At 73.7% G+C, this 16,811-nt stretch carries 16 protein-coding genes; 12 read left to right on the top strand and 4 right to left on the bottom strand.

The window, feature by feature from the left end; translation table 11 throughout:
• Positions 1-65 precede the first annotated feature (65 nt).
• The 5 genes from ACN9MS_RS04710 to ACN9MS_RS04690 all read left to right on the top strand — a co-directional run bounded on the left by ACN9MS_RS04710 (position 66) and on the right by ACN9MS_RS04690 (position 5,499).
• Positions 66-812 carry an MIP/aquaporin family protein gene (locus ACN9MS_RS04710; protein WP_426310947.1) on the top strand — a complete coding sequence of 249 codons (747 nt, stop codon included), beginning with the start codon at positions 66-68 and terminating at the stop codon, positions 810-812.
• 140 nt (positions 813-952) lie between these two features.
• Positions 953-2,470 (top strand): glycerol kinase GlpK, encoded by a 1,518-nt coding sequence (glpK, locus tag ACN9MS_RS04705; RefSeq protein ID WP_426310946.1) that lies wholly within the window; start codon positions 953-955, stop codon positions 2,468-2,470.
• A 162-nt stretch (positions 2,471-2,632) separates the two neighbouring features.
• A complete protein-coding gene (locus ACN9MS_RS04700; protein ID WP_426310945.1) occupies positions 2,633-3,142 on the top strand; it encodes a pyridoxamine 5'-phosphate oxidase family protein in 510 nt (169 codons plus the stop codon).
• Between the two features lie 67 nt (positions 3,143-3,209).
• A complete protein-coding gene (locus ACN9MS_RS04695; protein ID WP_426310944.1) occupies positions 3,210-4,175 on the top strand; it encodes an NAD(P)-dependent alcohol dehydrogenase in 966 nt (321 codons plus the stop codon).
• A gap of 19 nt (positions 4,176-4,194) precedes the next feature.
• Positions 4,195-5,499, top strand: coding sequence for an alpha/beta fold hydrolase (locus ACN9MS_RS04690; RefSeq protein ID WP_426311824.1), 1,305 nt, complete (start codon positions 4,195-4,197; stop codon positions 5,497-5,499).
• 51 nt (positions 5,500-5,550) lie between these two features.
• On the opposite strand, the gene ACN9MS_RS04685 is transcribed toward ACN9MS_RS04690, so the two are convergent.
• Complete coding sequence (locus ACN9MS_RS04685; RefSeq protein ID WP_426310943.1) at positions 5,551-7,071, bottom strand: helix-turn-helix domain-containing protein; 1,521 nt, start codon at positions 7,069-7,071, stop codon at positions 5,551-5,553.
• A gap of 119 nt (positions 7,072-7,190) precedes the next feature.
• Here ACN9MS_RS04685 and ACN9MS_RS04680 point away from each other — a divergent pair, with 119 nt between their 5' ends.
• Positions 7,191-9,131, top strand: coding sequence for a phosphoenolpyruvate carboxykinase (GTP) (locus ACN9MS_RS04680; protein WP_426310942.1), 1,941 nt, complete (start codon positions 7,191-7,193; stop codon positions 9,129-9,131).
• 39 nt (positions 9,132-9,170) lie between these two features.
• On the top strand, positions 9,171-9,836 hold the full coding sequence (locus ACN9MS_RS04675) for a class I SAM-dependent methyltransferase (protein WP_426310941.1): 666 nt from the start codon (positions 9,171-9,173) through the stop codon (positions 9,834-9,836).
• Here the strand turns inward: ACN9MS_RS04675 and trpS are convergent.
• Positions 9,830-10,981, bottom strand: coding sequence for a tryptophan--tRNA ligase (gene trpS / locus ACN9MS_RS04670; RefSeq protein ID WP_426310940.1), 1,152 nt, complete (start codon positions 10,979-10,981; stop codon positions 9,830-9,832). The genes ACN9MS_RS04675 and trpS overlap by 7 nt on opposite strands.
• Positions 10,982-11,222: 241 nt before the next feature.
• Here trpS and ACN9MS_RS04665 point away from each other — a divergent pair, with 241 nt between their 5' ends.
• Together ACN9MS_RS04665 and ACN9MS_RS04660 are read left to right on the top strand one after the other, a co-directional pair.
• Positions 11,223-12,146: a S1C family serine protease gene (locus ACN9MS_RS04665; RefSeq protein ID WP_426310939.1), complete on the top strand. Its 924-nt coding sequence runs from the start codon at positions 11,223-11,225 to the stop codon at positions 12,144-12,146.
• A 46-nt stretch (positions 12,147-12,192) separates the two neighbouring features.
• Positions 12,193-13,071: an SMP-30/gluconolactonase/LRE family protein gene (locus ACN9MS_RS04660; RefSeq protein ID WP_426310938.1), complete on the top strand. Its 879-nt coding sequence runs from the start codon at positions 12,193-12,195 to the stop codon at positions 13,069-13,071.
• 39 nt (positions 13,072-13,110) lie between these two features.
• Here the strand turns inward: ACN9MS_RS04660 and ACN9MS_RS04655 are convergent, their stop codons facing one another.
• Both ACN9MS_RS04655 and ACN9MS_RS04650 read right to left on the bottom strand, forming a co-directional pair.
• Complete coding sequence (locus ACN9MS_RS04655) at positions 13,111-13,965, bottom strand: fumarylacetoacetate hydrolase family protein (RefSeq protein WP_426310937.1); 855 nt, start codon at positions 13,963-13,965, stop codon at positions 13,111-13,113.
• Positions 13,966-14,047: 82 nt separating this feature from the next.
• Positions 14,048-15,052, bottom strand: coding sequence for a C-terminal binding protein (locus ACN9MS_RS04650; RefSeq protein ID WP_426310936.1), 1,005 nt, complete (start codon positions 15,050-15,052; stop codon positions 14,048-14,050).
• Positions 15,053-15,122: 70 nt separating this feature from the next.
• On the opposite strand from ACN9MS_RS04650, the gene ACN9MS_RS04645 reads away from it, so the two are divergent.
• The 3 genes from ACN9MS_RS04645 to ACN9MS_RS04635 all read left to right on the top strand — a co-directional run bounded on the left by ACN9MS_RS04645 (position 15,123) and on the right by ACN9MS_RS04635 (position 16,758).
• On the top strand, positions 15,123-15,935 hold the full coding sequence (locus ACN9MS_RS04645; protein WP_426310935.1) for an SDR family NAD(P)-dependent oxidoreductase: 813 nt from the start codon (positions 15,123-15,125) through the stop codon (positions 15,933-15,935).
• A gap of 97 nt (positions 15,936-16,032) precedes the next feature.
• Entirely contained in the window at positions 16,033-16,365 is a 333-nt protein-coding gene (locus ACN9MS_RS04640; RefSeq protein WP_426310934.1) for a nuclear transport factor 2 family protein, read from the top strand.
• 24 nt (positions 16,366-16,389) lie between these two features.
• Positions 16,390-16,758 (top strand): hypothetical protein, encoded by a 369-nt coding sequence (locus tag ACN9MS_RS04635; RefSeq protein ID WP_426310933.1) that lies wholly within the window; start codon positions 16,390-16,392, stop codon positions 16,756-16,758.
• Positions 16,759-16,811 lie beyond the last annotated feature (53 nt).

The raw sequence follows: 16,811 nt of genomic DNA, 5'->3' as shown, positions 1-16,811 counted from the left end.
CGCGCCGGGACGGTTGAGACAGAGAAGTCCACCACGAAAGAGAGAGCACGATGGATCAACTCCTCATGAACGCCTTCTGGTCCGAGATCCTCGGCACGGCGACCCTGATCCTCCTCGGTGCGGGCGTCGTCGCGAACGTCATCCTGCCGAGGACCAAGGGCTTCAACGGCGGCTGGCTCCTCATCAACTTCGGATGGGGCCTCGCGGTCTTCACCGCCGTCTACGTGGCCTACAAGTCGGGTGCGCACCTCAACCCCGCCGTGACCATCGGCCTCTTCACCGCACAGGAGCCGTTCTACTCCGTCACCGGTCCGGAAGGACTCGTGACGGCGACGATCGAGCCGACCGTGGGCAACATGCTCATGTACTGGGGTGCCCAGCTCATCGGCGCGATCATCGGTGCCGTGGTCGCGTTCCTCGCGTACAAGAAGCACTTCGACGAGGACGCTCCCGGTGCGACCAAGCTCGCCGTGTTCTCCACCGGTCCGGAGATCCGCTCCTACGCGTGGAACTTCATCACGGAGGTCATCGCGACCTTCGTGCTCGTGTTCTTCGTCGTGGCGTCCGGCAAGACGCCGTCGGGCCTCGGCCCGCTCGCCGTCGCGCTCGTCGTGGTCGCCATCGGTGCGAGCCTCGGTGGTCCCACCGGGTACGCCATCAACCCTGCCCGTGACCTCGGTCCCCGCATCGCCCACGCGCTGCTGCCGATCCGGGGCAAGGGCTCGAGCGACTGGGCCTACTCGTGGGTCCCCGTCGCCGGTCCGCTGGTCGGCGGTGTCCTCGCCGGCCTGCTCGGCGCCGCCTGGATCTGACCGACCCGGACGAGCCGGACCTCTCCCCCGCGTGACCGGGGAGCCGGGGGCCTCCCCGGTCACGCGGCCCGCCGCCGTCGGGCGCCGGGCACCCCACCACGTAACCCACACCCACACCGACGTGAAGGACTGAACGCACCATGGCCGACTACGTTCTCGCCATCGACCAGGGGACCACGAGCTCCCGGGCCATCGTCTTCAACCACTCCGGGGAGATCGTCTCCACCGGGCAGCTCGAGCACGACCAGATCTTCCCGCGCGCGGGGTGGGTGGAGCACAACCCGGAGCAGATCTGGAACAACGTCCGCGAGGCCGTGGGCCTCGCGCTCACCCGCGCGAACGTCACGCACAACGACATCGCGGCGGTCGGCATCACCAACCAGCGCGAGACCGCCGTCGTGTGGGACAAGACCACGGGCAAGCCGGTCTACAACGCGATCGTCTGGCAAGACACCCGCACCCAGAAGATCGTCGACGAGCTGGGCGGCTCCGACGGCCCCGAGAAGTACAAGTCGATCGTCGGGCTCCCGCTCGCGACCTACTTCTCCGGTCCCAAGGTGAAGTGGATCCTCGACAACGTCGAGGGCGCGCGCGCGAAGGCCGAGGCCGGCGACCTGCTGTTCGGCAACACCGACACGTGGACGCTCTGGAACCTCACCGGCGGCGTCAACGGCGGCGTGCACGTCACCGACGTGACCAACGCGTCGCGCACCATGCTCATGGACCTCGACACGCTCTCCTGGCGCGAGGACATCGCCGCGGACATGGGCATCCCGCTGTCCATGCTCCCCGAGATCAAGTCCTCCTCCGAGGTCTACGGGCACGGCCGCCAGCAGGGCCTGCTCCCCGGTGTGCCGATCGCGGGCATCCTCGGCGACCAGCAGGCGGCGACGTTCGGCCAGGCGTGCTTCGAGGTCGGGCAGGCCAAGAACACCTACGGCACGGGCAACTTCATGCTGCTCAACACGGGCACCGAGAAGGTCATGAGCCAGAACGGCCTGCTCACGACCGTCTGCTACAAGATCGGCGACCAGCCCGTCCGCTACGCGCTCGAAGGATCGATCGCCGTCACGGGCTCGCTCATCCAGTGGCTCCGCGACAACCTCGGCATGTTCGAGGACGCACCCGACGTCGAGTGGCTCGCGGGCAAGGTCGAGGACAACGGCGGCGCGTACTTCGTGCCCGCGTTCTCCGGCCTCTTCGCCCCGTACTGGCGCTCGGACGCGCGCGGCGCGCTCGTCGGCCTCACGCGGTACGTCAACCGCAACCACATCGCGCGCGCCGCGCTCGAGGCGACCGCGTTCCAGACGCGCGAGGTGCTCGACGCGATGAACGCCGACTCCGGCGTCGACCTCACCGAGCTGCGCGTCGACGGCGGCATGGTCGCCAACGAGCTGCTCATGCAGTTCCAGGCCGACCAGCTCGGCGTCGACGTCGTGCGCCCCAAGGTCGCCGAGACCACGGCGCTCGGCGCCGCGTACGCCGCGGGCATCGCCGTCGGGTTCTGGAAGGGCGAGCAGGACGTCATCGACAACTGGGCCGAGGACAAGCGGTGGAGCCCGTCGATGGACGACTCCGAGCGCGAGCGCCTCTACCGGAACTGGAAGAAGGCCGTGACGAAGACGTTCGAGTGGGTGGACGAGGACGTCGAGCAGTAGGCCGGTCGTCGCGTCCCTCGCGGGACGCGGCACGTGCGGAGGGGCGGGGCGCCGGGTGCGCCCCGCCCCTTCGTCGTCCCCGGCCCGGCGGGCGAGCCCCCGGGCGCGTGCCTAGCGTCGGAGGAGGTCGCGACACGGCGGCCTGCCGCGACGGGAGACGCCATGACCGACACGCACCACGAGCTGCCGCACGCCGGGTCCGACGAGATCGAGAAGGTCCGCGAGCTCGTCAAGGACGAGCGGATCGCCATGCTCACGACGGTCGCGGAGGACGGGAGCCTCGTCAGCCGGCCCATGGGGGTGCAGGCCGTCGACTTCGACGGCGACCTGTGGTTCTTCGCCGCGACGGACTCCCACAAGGTCGCGGAGATCGCCCGCGACTCCGCCGCCAACGCCGCGTTCTCCGGGACGAGCTCGTGGGTGTCGCTCTCCGGGCGCGCCACGCTCGTGCACGACCCGGACAAGGTCCGCGAGCTGTGGAACGCCGTCGCCGACGCGTGGTTCCCCGACGGTCCGGACACCCCGGGGGTCGTGCTCATCCGTCTGCACGCCGAGTCCGCCGAGTACTGGGACTCCCCCGGCGGCCGGGTCGCGACGCTCTTCAGCCTCGTCAAGGCGAAGGTCACCGGGCGTCCGTACGAGGGCGGGGAGAACGAGACCGTCGAGCTCTGAGGGCTCTGCGCCGCCGACCTGCGTCGCCGGGGTCGCTCTCGCCCCGCCGATTCCCTACGGTGGTCGGGTGCGCGCGTGGGTCTACGAGCGGTACGGCGGCGTCGACGAGCTCCGGCTCCGTGACGTGCCGACCCCTGCCCCGGCGAGCGGCGAGGTCCTCGTCGAGGTCGTCGCGACGTCCGTGAACCTGTCGGACTGGGAGGCGCTGCGCGGCAGCCCGGGCTACGCCCGCCTCGACGGGCTCCGCGCGCCGCGCACCCAGGTCCTCGGGTCCGACGTGGCCGGTCGCGTCGTCGCGGTCGGGGACGGCGTCACGCGCTTCCGTCCGGGTGACGAGGTCTACGGCGACAACCTCCCGCGCCGCGGCGGGTTCGCGGAGTACGTGGTGATGCCGGAGAAGGCGGTGGCGCACAAGCCGCCGGGGCTGACCTTCGCCCAGGCGTCCGCCGTCCCGCAGGCGGGCGCCATCGCGCTGCAGGCCCTCGCGGCGGCGGCGCCGGGTGCGCGCGTGCTGGTCAACGGTGCCGGCGGCGGTTCCGGGAGCCTCATGGTCCAGCTCGCGGTCGCGCGGGGCCTGCACGTCACCGCGGTGGACAACGCCGGCAAGCTCGACTTCCTCGAGCGGCTCGGCGCGCACGAGGTGATCGACTACCGAACGACCGACTTCACGCGGACCGGTCCGTACGACCTGGTGGTCGACCTCGTCGCGTACCGGTCCGTGTTCGCCTACCGTCGCGCGCTCGCACGCCGTGGCCGGTGCCTGATGGTCGGGGGCACGCTGCGGACGCTGCTCCGCATGCTCACCGTCGGGCCCGTCCTGGGAGCGCTGACCGGTGCCCGGCTCGGCGTCCTCTTCGTGCGGCAGGGCCCGCGCCACTTCGCGCCGCTCGCCGACCTGTGCTCCGCCGGCGACGTCGAGATCCCCGTCGACCGCACGTTCCCTCTCGCGGACGTGCCCGCCGCCCTCACGCTGCACGGCGAGGGACGCGCCCTGGGGAAGGTCGTCGTCACCGTGCGCGACGCCGCTGGCTAGGGTGGGGCGCGTGAGCGTCCTGCGCGAGACCAGCTACACCGTCCCCGGCATCCATGTCACCGACCGCGAGCTCGCGGTGCCGCTCGTGTGGGGTGACGACGCCGACCCGCGCCGTCTGACGCTGTTCGTGCGCGAGCTCGTCGATCCCCTGCGGCGTCGGGACGACCTGCCGCTGCTCGTCTTCCTCCAGGGCGGCCCGGGCGGCAAGGGGCCGCGCCCCACCGGTCCGGACGGGTGGGTCGGCACGGCGCTCGAGACCCACCGCGTGGTGCTGCTCGACCAGCGCGGCACCGGCCGGTCGTCGGCCGTGCGGGCCGCGGCGCTCGCAGCGCGCGGGACGGGCGCCGCCCAGGCCGACCACCTGGCGCACTTCCGCGCCGACTCGATCGTCGCGGACGCGGAGCACGTGCGGCTCACGGTCTACGGCGGCCGGCGCTGGTCGTCCCTCGGGCAGTCGTACGGCGGGTTCCTCACGATGACCTACCTGTCCCGCGCGCCCGAGGCCCTCGACGCGTGCTTCGTGACGGGAGGCCTGCCGGGCCTGACGGCGGACGCGCGCGAGGTCTACCGCCGCACCCAGCCGCGCGTCGTCGCCAAGAACGCCGCCTACCGCGAGCGCTACCCCGACGACGCGGCCCGGCTCGGGCGCGTCGCGGACCGCCTGGCCGCCGGCGGCGTGCGGCTGCCCGACGGCGACGCGCTCACCGTGCGCCGGCTCCAGGCGCTCGGCATGGACCTCGGCATGCAGCCCGGCCCGGAGCGCATCCACTGGGTCGTCGACGAGGCGTTCGACGCCGACGCGCCCGACGAGCTCACCGACACGTTCCTCGCGGAGGTCGGCGCGGCGACGTCGTTCGGCACCAACCCGCTCTACGCCGTGCTGCACGAGTCGATCTACGCGCAGTCCGGCACCGGGCCCACCTGCTGGGCGGCCGAGGCCGTGCGCGCCGAGGACCCCGCGTTCGACCCGACGGCCCGGCCGCTGCTGCTCACGGGCGAGATGATCTACCCCTGGATGTTCGACGAGGTGGCCGCGCTGCGTCCCTTCCGCGCCGCGGCGGAGGCGCTCGCGGCGCGCGACGACTGGCCGGACCTGTACGACCTCGACGTCCTCGCCCGCAACGAGGTGCCCGTCGAGGCGGCGGTGTACTTCGACGACATGTTCGTCGACGCCGGCCTCTCGCTCGAGACGGCTGCCCACGTGGGCAACGTCCGCACCTGGGTGACGAACGAGTTCGAGCACGACGGCCTGCGCACGGGCGACGTCTTCTCCCGCCTGCGCGACCGCCTCGCCGCGCGCGGCGGCCCCCTCCCCACCCGCTGAGTGCATGAAATAGTCGCGTCTGCGGCCCGCGGACGCGACTATTTCATGCACTCAGCGGGGGGCCGGTGACGGGGCGTGCTTGGCGAGGAACGCGTAGACCTCCGTGGCGTCGACGCCCGGGAACGCGCCGGACGGGAGCGCGGAGAGCACGTGCTGGTGCATGCGCGCGCTCGGCCAGGAGGCGTCCTCCCAGCGCGTGGCCGCATCGGCCGCGGGGCGGCGGCAGCACGACTCGTCCGGGCACGACGACTGGCGCCGCACGGTCGTGTCGCGGCCGCGGAACCACTTGGCCGACGCGAACGGCACGCCGACGGCGATCGAGAACTGGCCGGTCGTCGTCGTGCCGGTCTGGGTCGAGCACCAGAACGTCCCGGCGGGGGTGTCGGTGTACTGGTACGACTCCTGCGCGCGGTCGCGGCGCGTGAACGCCTCCCGGACCGCCCACTTGCGGCAGACCATCTGACCCTCGATCGCGCCGGTCACGTCGGCGGGCAGGGGCAGCCCGTCGTTCTCGTACCCGCGGAACAGGGCGCCGTCGTCGCCGACCCGCAAGAAGTGCAGCGGGATGCCGAGATGCACGGTCGCGAGGTTGGTGAAGCGCTGCGCCGCGGCCTCGTGCGTCACGCCGAACGCGTCGCGGAGATCCTCGACCGCGAGGTCCTTCTCGCGCTTGCGTCGCTCGAGGAACTCGACCGCGGCGGACTGCGGGATGAGGCAGCACGCCGCGAAGTAGGTGATCTCGACGCGCTGGCGCAGGAACTCCGCGTACGAGCGCGGCCGCTCGTGCCCGAGGACGCGGTGCGCGATCGCCTGGAGCGCGAGCGAGCGGAGCCCGTGGCCGCCGGGGATCGAGGCGGGCGGCAGGTAGATGCGCCCGTTCTCGAGGTCGGTGACGGTGCGGGTCGAGTGCGGCAGGTCGTCGACGTGCCAGATCGTGAAGCCGAGCTGCTCGGCCATGCGCGCGACCGTGCGGTGGGTGAGCGCGCCGACCGTGTACCCGGCCTTGCGCGCCATGTCCTCCGCGAGCTCCTCGATCTCCGGGTAGTAGTTGTCCCGCGCCTGCCGTTCGAGGCGCAGCTCCGTGTTCGCGCGGCGCGCCTCCTCCGGCGTCGCGACGGCCTCCGTCGCGCGGCGCTGGAGCTCGGCGTGCAGGCCGACGAGGTTCTCGAGCACGGGGAGCGGGAGCTTCTGGCTCGCCTTCACGGACGGCAGACCCAGCCCGGCGAACAGCGGCCCCCGCTGCGCGCGGTCGAGCGCGATCTCCAGGGCCGCCCTGCGGGACGGCGGCTCGTCCGTGAGTAGGTCGGTCAGGGGCACGTCGAGCGCCTGGGCGAGGTGCTGGAGGAGCGACAGCCGCGGCTCGCGCCGGCCGTTCTCGATCATCGACAGCAGGCTCGGGGCGGTGCCGACCGCCTCGCCGAGCGCGTCGAGCGTGAGGCCGCGCGACGTGCGGTAGTGGCGCAGGCGGCGGCCGAGCGTGATGAGGTCCGCCTGCGGCCCGGGCGGCGTCGCCTCTCGGGCCCGACCGCCGGGCGGTCCGCTCGGGGTCTCCGTGGGCGGTGATGAGGCCATGGCTTGACGATATGTCAAGATCAACGATTTTTCACAGCGTTCTGGTTGGAAATCTCGACTGTCGCGGCGTGAGGGTGGAAGGAGCACGAGGCCACCGCCGACCCCTGGGAGCGCCCCCGATGAGCACAGCCGCCCGCACCGTCCACCCGCGCCGCACGCGATCCGCCGCCCTGCTCGACGACGTCGAGACCGACCTCGTCGGGTTGCGCGCCACGTCCGGCTCGGTCCCCGTGTTCGGGAGCGGCGACCCGCGCCCGCGCGACGCCCGCGCGTGGGTGCGCGAGATCGCGAACCTCACCGAGCCGGACGCGATCGTGTGGTGCGACGGCTCCGCGGTGGAGAAGCAGCGGCTGACCGACCTCCTCGTCGACGCCGGGACCCTGCTGCCCCTCGACCCCGAGCTGCGCCCGGGCAGCTACCTCGCACGGTCCGACCCGAGCGACGTCGCGCGCGTCGAGTCGCGCACGTTCATCTGCTCGCGCGCCGAGGTCGACGCCGGCCCGACGAACAACTGGCGCGAGCCCGAGGCCATGCGCGCCGAGCTCCGCAGCGTGTTCGAGGGCTCCATGCGCGGCCGCACGATGTACGTCGTGCCGTTCTCGATGGGACCGGTCGGCGGCCCCATCTCCCAGGTGGGCATCGAGGTCACGGACTCGCCGTACGTCGTCGTGAGCATGGGGATCATGACGCGCGTCGGCCAGGAGGTCATGGACCTGATCGATGCCGGCGCCCCGTTCGTCCCGGCTGTCCACTCGGTGGGCGCGCCCCTGGTGGACGACACGGGCGCGGTCTCCGAGGACGTCCCGTGGCCGTGCAACGACACCAAGTACATCGTCCACTTCCCCGAGACGCGCGAGATCTGGTCGTACGGCTCCGGGTACGGCGGCAACGCGCTGCTCGGCAAGAAGTGCTTCGCGCTGCGCATCGCGTCGGCCATGGCGCGGGACGAGGGCTGGCTCGCCGAGCACATGCTGCTCGTCCGCGCGACCTCTCCCGAGGGTCGCGCCTACCACCTCGCCGCCGCGTTCCCGTCGGCGTGCGGCAAGACGAACCTCGCGATGCTGCGCCCCACGATCCCCGGCTGGACGGTCGAGACGATCGGCGACGACATCGCCTGGCTGCGTCCCGGGCCCGACGGGCGGCTGCGCGCCATCAACCCCGAGGCGGGCTTCTTCGGCGTCGCACCGGGGACCGGCGTCGACACCAACCCCGCCGCGGTCGAGACCTTTGCGCGCGACACGATCTTCACGAACGTCGCGCTCACCGACGACGGCGACGTGTGGTGGGAGGGCCTGACGCCCGAGCCGCCCGCGCACCTGACCGACTGGACCGGCCAGGACTGGACGCCCGACTCCGGTCGCCCCGCCGCGCACCCCAACTCGCGGTTCACCGTCTCCGCCGCGCAGTGCCCGACGATCGCCGACTCCTGGGAGGACCCCGACGGCGTCCCGATCGACGCGATCGTCTTCGGCGGACGCCGCGCGACCAACGTCCCGCTCGTCGCGCAGGCGTACGGCTGGGAGCACGGCGTCTTCATGGGCGCCACCATCTCCTCCGAGCAGACCGCGGCCGCCGAGGGCACTGTCGGCGCGCTGCGCCGCGACCCGTTCGCGATGCTGCCCTTCTGCGGCTACAACATGGCCGACCACTGGGCGCACTGGCTGCGCGTCGGGGCGTCGCTCGACCCCGAGAAGCGACCCAAGATCTTCCAGGTCAACTGGTTCCGCAAGGACGCCGACGGCCGCTTCCTGTGGCCCGGGTTCGGCGAGAACTCGCGCGTCATCGCCTGGATCGCGGCGCAGGTGGACCGCTCGCGCGGCGTGCGCACCGACTGCGGTGCCGTCAAGAGCCCCGTCGGCCTGCTGCCCGCCCCCGGTGCGCTCGAGCTCGGCGGCCTCCACATGGACGACGGCGACCTCGACGCGCTGTTCGACGTCTCGCCCGAGCAGTGGCTCGCCGAGGCCGAGCTGACCGCCGAGTTCTTCGACACGTTCGGCAACCGCGTCCCCGACGAGCTCTGGGCACAGCTCGCCCGGCTGCGGGACCGGCTGGGCGCGTGACCGCGCGCGCCGGGGCCGGGCGCGGCTAGTGTCTCTCGCATGGTCGAACGACGTGCCTGGCAGTCCGAGGCCGACCAGCTGGGCAGGGCAGACGACGCCCACCCCACGGCCTGGTTCGAGCAGCTCTGGGCGTCCGCCGCGAGCGGCACCGTGACGACACCGTGGGATCACGACGACCCGCACCCCGCGCTGGCGGAGCGGGTCGTCGCCCCGCCGGACGGGGAGCACCGCACGGCAGTCGTCGTCGGGTGCGGGCTCGGCGCCGACGCAGAGCACCTGTCCCGGCTCGGCTACGTCACGACCGCGTTCGACGTCGCGCCGTCCGCGGTCGCCGCGGCGCGCGACCGTCGCCCCGGGTCGGCGGTGACGTACGCCGTCGGCGACCTGCTCGACCTGCCTGCTGCGTGGCGCCGAGCGTTCGACCTGGTCGTCGAGGTCTACACGGTCCAGGCCGTGCACCGGGTCGTCCGCGGCGAGCTCACCGCCGGAGTGCGCTCCCTCGTCGGGCCGGGCGGCACGCTCCTCGTGATCCAGGCCGTCGCCGACGAGCCCGACGACGACGGGCCGCCCTGGCCCCTCACCCGAGCCGAGATCGACGCGTTCGGCCAGGACGGACTCGTCGCCGTCTCGGTCGAGCGGCTGGACCTGCCCGCACCGGGCGGGCGCGGCCTGTGGCGCGCGGAGCTCCGCCGGGCAGATCAGTAGGCCATCCCCATGTGCTCCCGCACGTCGGCGAGGGTGCGCTCGGCGGTCGCGTTCGCGCGGGCGTTGCCCTCGCGCAGCACGTCGAGCGGGTCGGGGCCGTCGCCTGCGGCGAGGGCTCGGCGTCGGGCTCGCAGGGGGCGCAGGTGCTCGACGAGCGCCTCCGTCACCACGTGCTTGAGGCGGCCCGCCCCGGCGGCGCCGACCTCGTCCGCGAGCGCCTCCGGCGTCGTCCCGGCCGCGAACGCACCGAGCGTGAGCAGGTTCGCGACCTCCGGCCGACGTTCGGGCTCGTAGGTCACGTGCCGCTCGGAGTCGGTGCGGTGGCGGCGCACGAAGCGCGCGGTCGCGTCCTCGTCGTCGCGCAGCTCGAGCGCGTTGCCCGCGGACTTGCTCATCTTGCGTCCGTCCGTGCCGAGGACGGTCGGCGCGGGCGCGAGCAGCACGTCGGGCTCGGGGAAGTACGGCTGCGCGGCGGCGTAGCGCTGGTTGAAGCGGCGCGCGATCGTGCGCGTGAGCTCGACGTGCGGGAGCTGGTCCTGCCCGCCGGGCACGAGGTTGCCGTGGCAGAACAGGATGTCCGCCGCCTGGTGCACGGGGTAGGTGAACAGCAGGCCGCTCATGGGCCGGCCCTGCCGGGCCGCCGCGGCGACCGCCTCGGCCTTGACGGTCGGGTTGCGCTCGATCTCGGCGGTGGTGACGAGGCTGAGGAACGGGAGCAGGAGCTGGTTGAGGGCGGGGACGGCGGAGTGGGCGAAGATCGTCGTCCGGGCGGGGTCGATCCCGGCGGCCAGGTAGTCGAGGACGACCTCGCGGACGGTGCCGCGCAGGTCGCCGGCGTCGTCGCGGTCGGTGATGACCTGGTAGTCGGCGACGACGAGCACGACCTCCACGCCGTCGTCCTGGAGCCGGACGCGGTTCGCGAGGGTGCCGAGGTAGTGGCCCAGGTGCAGCGCGCCGGTCGGGCGGTCGCCCGTGAGGACGCGGAATCCGGACGGGTCTGCCGCGAGGCGCTCCTCGATCTGCGCGGACCGCTCGCGCGCGGCGGCCACGGACGCGGTCGAGGAAGCCGGTGCGGACGAGGCGCCGGACGACGGCGCGGTGGCGGTCGGGTGAGTCGTCTCGCTCGGTTCGAGGGTCGTGGTCATGGTGCTCTCCTTCGGTGGGGAGCCACGCACCACGCCCGGTCGAGGACCGGACCGGCCCGGACATGACGACGTCCCGGCTGCGGCGCGCAGCTCGGGACGTGGGCAGGACTGGTCACGGCTGCGGGGGCAGCCACCACCAGCTCTGCGTGATCATGCGTCCACCCTACGCCTCGGCGGGCAGGGTCCCGTCCGCCGACGGTGAACGCCGGACGGCCTCGTCCGCATCCGGCGTTGACCCGACATGGGACCTCTCGACGACTACTCGCGGACCGTCTCGGGCGTCGCGGCCCGTGTCATGCCGGCCGTCGCGGCGCTGCGGCTGCGGCACGGGGCGCGCGAGGCCGGAGGCTCGGCGGTCGTGCTCACGGCCGACGGGCTCCTGCTCACGAACGCCCACGTGGTCGGTCCGGCGGCGGGCGGAACCGCCGCGTTCTCGGACGGCACCACGCGTGCCTTCGACGTCGTCGGCACGGACTCGCTCTCGGACCTGGCGGTCGTGCGCGCCCGGGGAGAGACGCCGGACCCGGTGTCGCTGGGCGACGCCGACGAGCTGGTGGTCGGTCAGCTCGTCGTGGCGATCGGGAGCCCGCTCGGCCTCTCGGGGTCGGTGACGGCGGGCGTCGTGAGCGCGCTGGGGCGCTCGCTGCCGACGCGGGACGGGACGGCGGCGCGGATCGTCGAGGACGTGATCCAGACCGACGCCGCGCTCAACCCGGGCAGCTCGGGCGGCGCGCTCGCGACCGCCGACGCGCGCGTCGTCGGCGTCAGCACGGCGGTCGCGGGCGTCGGGCTCGGCCTGGCGGTCCCGATGAACGCGACGAGCCGACGCATCGTCGACGCGCTCGTGCGGGACGGGCGGGTGCGGCGCGCGTACCTGGGGGTCGCGAGCCAGCCGGTCGCCGTCGCGCCCGACCTCGCCGCGCGCACGGGCCACGACCTGGCGCTCCGCGTGGTCCACGTCGTCCCCGGCAGCCCCGCCGACGCGGCCGGGCTGCGCGTCGGCGACCTGATGATCCGTGCGGGCGGCACCGACACCGTCGAGGCGCAGTCGCTCCAGCGCCTCATGCTCGACGAGGCGATCGGGCGTCGCCTCGAGATCACGGTGCTGCGGGGCGAGGCGATGGTGGACGTGGTCACGGAGCCGGTCGAGCTCGGGCGGTCGTGAGCCCTCGGCGTCCGCCCTGACCGCGCGCGTCGGGGAGGATGGTCCGGTGCCCCAGATCGCCGTGGAGAACGTCACCGGACCCGTCGCGCACCACGGGGAGGGACCTGTCTGGTCGCCGTCGTGGGGCGGGCTGCGCTGGCTCGACATGCTCGCGGGCGACCTGCTCACGCTCCGTGCCGACGGCACGGTCGAGCGCCTCCACGTGGGCGACCACGCGGCCGTGGTGCGGCCGCGGACCCGCGGCGGGTTCGTCGTCGGGCTCGCACGCGGGCTCGCGGTCGCCGACTCGGACGACTCCCCCGTGCGACCCCTCCCGGCGCTCTTCGACGACCCGACGACCCGCCTCAACGAGGGTGCGGCCGGTCCCGACGGCGCCTTCTACGCGGGCGGCATGGCCGACGGCGCGCGCCCGGGCGCGAGCGCGCTGTTCCGCGTCGAGGCGGACGGGACGTCGCGCGTCGTCGTCGAGGACGTGACGTGCGCGAACGGGCTCGCCTTCTCCCCCGACGGCACGCGCGCCTACTGGACGGACTCGCTCACGCACCGTGTCGACGTGCTCGACGTGGTGCCGGTCGCGGAGGACCCGCGCGGGCTCGTGCGACGCCGACCCTTCGCCTCCGTGGACCCGGCCGACGGTCTGCCCGACGGGATCGCGGTCGATGCCGAGGGCGGCGTCTGGGTCGCGCTCTGGGGCGGCTCCGCCGTCCGGCGCTACTCCCCCGACGGCACGCTCGACGCCGTCGTCCCGCTCCCGGTGTCGCAGGTCAGCGCGTGCACGTTCGGCGGCGACGGGCTCGACGAGCTGTACGTCACGACGTCGCGCCAGGGCTTCGGGACGCCCGACCCGGACGAGGCCGCGTCGGGGTCGCTGTACGTCGCGCGGCCCGGGGTGCGCGGCCTGCCCACGCTCCCCTTCGCCGGCTGAGCGGGAGGGAGCAGGGCGCGGGCAGGCAGCCGTCGAGGCTCAGCGGACGGCGTCGCGCACGCGCTGCTCCGCGCGGCCCAGGCCGTCGATCTCCAGCGCGACGACGTCGCCGTCGCGCAGGTACGGAAAGCGGCCCGAGAGCGCGACGCCCTGGGGCGTGCCGGTGTTGATGAGGTCGCCGGGCTCGAGGACCATGTATTGCGACAGGTGGTGCACGAGGTACGCGACGTCGAAGATCATGTCGGCCGTCGTCGAGTCCTGGCGGGGCTCGCCGTTGACCCAGGACCGGAGCCCGAGGTCCTGGGCCTCCACCTCGTCGGCAGGGACGAGCCACGGGCCGAGCGGGTTGAACGTCTCGCAGCTCTTGCCCTTGGACCACTGACCGCCGGAGACCTTCATCTGGTAGTCGCGCTCGGAGACGTCGTGGGAGAGGACGTAGCCCGCGACGTGGTCCAGCGCCTCCTCGGGCGACGACAGGTAGCGCGCTCGGCGTCCGATCACGACGCCGAGCTCGACCTCCCAGTCGACGGTCGTCGCGCCGGGCGGCACGAGGACGTCGTCGTACGGGCCGACGACGGTGTTCGAGTGCTTCCAGAAGACGATCGGGACATCGGGCGGCGTCGAGCCGGACTCGGCGGCGTGCTCGGCGTAGTTCATCCCGACGCACACCACGGCCGTGGGCCGCGCGACCGGTGCGCCGACGCGCAGCTCGTCCGCGCCGTCGAGCACGGGGAGCGCGCCCGCGGCGAGCGCCGCGCGGACCCGGCCGACGCCGTCGGCCGCGAGGAACGCGCCGTCGATCTCGGCGGTGAGCGGTTCGAGCGAGTAGACGACCCCGTTCTCACGGACGGCGGGACGCTCCTGGCCGAGGGGGCCGAGTCGGACGAGCTGCACGGGTGGGTCTCCTAGGTCTCTGGGGCGGGCGGGCCGACCGCAGCGTGCTGCGGACGCCGCGGCGAGAGCAGTGTGCGCGTTCTCAGGCGAGGGCGCGCGCGTGGTCCGGGTTCACGATCGACGGCACGGGGCGGCCCGCGAGGAAGTCGACGGCGTTGCGCGCGGTGTGCACGGGCAGGTCCTGCATCGCCTCGGGCGAGAACCACGCCGCGTGCGGGGTGAGCAGCACGTTGTCGAGCGTGCGCAGGCGCGAGTCCGCGGGCAGCGGCTCGGTCGCGTAGACGTCGAGCGCGGCGGAGCCGACGTGGCCGGACGCGAGCGCGTCGGCGAGCGCGTCCTCGTCGATCAGCGGCCCGCGGCACGTGTTGACCACGCGCACCCCGGGCTTCGCGGCCGCGAGGGTGCGGGCGTCGAGCAGGTGGCGGGTCGTGTCGGTGAGCGGCGCGTGGAGCGTGATGACGTCGGCGCGCGCGACGGCCTCGTCGAGCCCGACGATCTCGTGGCCGTCGGCGGCGACGGCTTGCGCGTCGACGAACGGGTCGTGCACGAGCACGCGGTAGCCGAGCGCCCGGGCGGAGCGCGCGACCTCGGAGCCGATGCGCCCGTACCCGATCACCGCGACGACGGTGCTCGACAGGCGCGCCGCGTGCTGCGCCGTCGGGGCCCACGTGCCGGCGCGCAGCGCGCGGTCGTAGGCGACGAGGCCGCGGTCGAGCGTGAGGATCATCGCGACCGTGTGGCTCGCGACCTCCTCGATGCAGTAGGTCGGGGTGTTCGCGACGGCGACGCCGCGCTCGGTGGCGGCCGCGACGTCGACCATGTCGTAGCCGATGCCCATGCGCGAGACCATGCGCACCCCGCCCGGCCTGGCGACGGCGTCGAGCACGCGCGCGGTGATCGGGGCCCACTGGACCACGAGCGCGGACGGCGCGGACCCGCTCGCGGCGGCCTCCTCGACGGCGGCGATCACCTCGTCCTCGGTGCGCGCAGCGGCGCGCACGGCCCGCAGCCCGGCGGCGGTCAGGGTGTCCTCGCACGCGGTCCCGGGCAGGTCGCAGTCGGTGATGACGACGGTGTCGGCTGTCATGGCAGGGATGCTATAGCAAATAGCACCCTCGACCAACCCTCGGGCCGCTCGGATGCTATAGCGTGGGCTCATGACCCTTGCCCCGGACGGCGCCCGCCGCCGCCTCGCCCTCGTCACCGGCGCCAGCTCCGGCATCGGCGCCGCCACCGCCCTCCAGCTCGCGCGCGACGGGCACGACGTCTGGCTCACGTACACCGGCGGCGAGGCCGGCGCGCGCGCCACCGCCGCCCGGTGCGAGGAGGAGGGCGCCGCGACCCGCGTCTCGCGCCTCGACCTGCGCGACACCGCGTCCGTCGAGGCGCTCGTCGCGGAGGTCACCGACGCCTGGGGACGCCTCGACGTGCTCGTCAACAACGGCGGCGTGTGCCCTTACCGCGCGCTCGACGACATCGAGCTCGACGAGTGGGACCTGGTCATGGAGACCAACGCGCGCGGCACGTTCGTGCTGTCGCGCGCCGCGCTCCCGCTGCTGCGCGCGGACCGGCCGGAACCCGCGGGGGCGACCGTCACGGCCGGCGAGCGGACCGAGCGCGACCGCGCGATCGTCAACCTCTCCTCCATCGCGGGCGAGCAGGGCGCGCTCAAGACCGGAGTGCACTACGCCGCGAGCAAGGCCGCGATCCTCGCGATCACGCGCTCGTTCGCGCGCATCCTCGCGGGCGAGGGCATCCGCGTGAACGCCGTGACGCCGGGCCCCGTGACGAGCGCGATCACCGACCAGCTCGCCCCCGACGCCCGCGCCGGGCTCACCGCGTCCATCCCCCTCGGGGACTTCGGCACGCCCGACGACGTCGCGTGGGTCGTCGCGTCCCTCGCCTCCCCGCGCGCCGGGTTCGTCACGGGCGCGACGTACGACGTCAACGGCGGCGTCCGGATCGACTGACGCTCCTGGCGCGCCGCGGCACGCGGCGCCCGCTCCCCGGCTCGGCCACCGCGCGAGGCCGAGCGTTCCCCGTCCCCCCTGCCGAGGAGGCAGTCCCGTGACCACCACTCCGTCCGCCGTCGTCACCGCCCAGGTCGACGCCTTCAACGTCCGCGATCTCGACGCGTTCTGCGCGACCTACGCGCCCGACGCCGTCGTGAGCGGCGTGACGCCCGAGCTCATCGTCGGTCGCGACGCCCTGCGCGCGTTCTACGCGAGCCGGTTCGAGGACGCCGCGCTGCACTGTGTGATCGACGCGTCCGTGACGTTCGGCGACCGCTGGCTCGTCGCGCGCGAGCTCGTCACGACGTCGAACGGCACCGGCGAGACGATCGCCACCTTCGAGGTCCGCGACGGCCTCATCACCCGCGCGAGCATGGTCAAGGGCTGACGCCGCGCTGGCAGACTCCTGGGCATGACCAGGTCGCGACCGACACGCGCCGAGATCAGGGCGCGACACCGCCCGGACGGCGCCGGGGTGTACGGCGTCTCCGTGCTCGACGCCGGGGCCGACTCCTGGACCGGCCTGTACCTGTGTCGCGCGGCGGACGCTGACCACGCGCGACGACGCATCCGCGAGGCCGGGTTCCACAAGAAGCACATCCAGGGCCGCTGGACGCCGACGGATCCGCCGCCCAGGGTCCCCGGCGAGCTCGCCGACGACGACGAGCGGTGGTTCCGCTGCCGATACGACGACGACGGGTGGGGCCCGTGGGAGCCTCTCCCGCGGGACTACCGACACCCGTCACCAGCACGCGCCGCCGTCGACCCGTCCGTCCGATGACGAGCGATCACGACGCTCCCGTGCCTCGCCGCCCTCCTGCTCGGGCCGCGCGT

It is taken from the genome of Cellulosimicrobium sp. E-16, assembly GCF_049913115.1.
Taxonomy (GTDB): domain Bacteria; phylum Actinomycetota; class Actinomycetes; order Actinomycetales; family Cellulomonadaceae; genus Cellulosimicrobium.
Note: the sequence above shows the minus strand (reverse complement) of the source record. Positions and strands in the feature narration are given on the sequence as shown.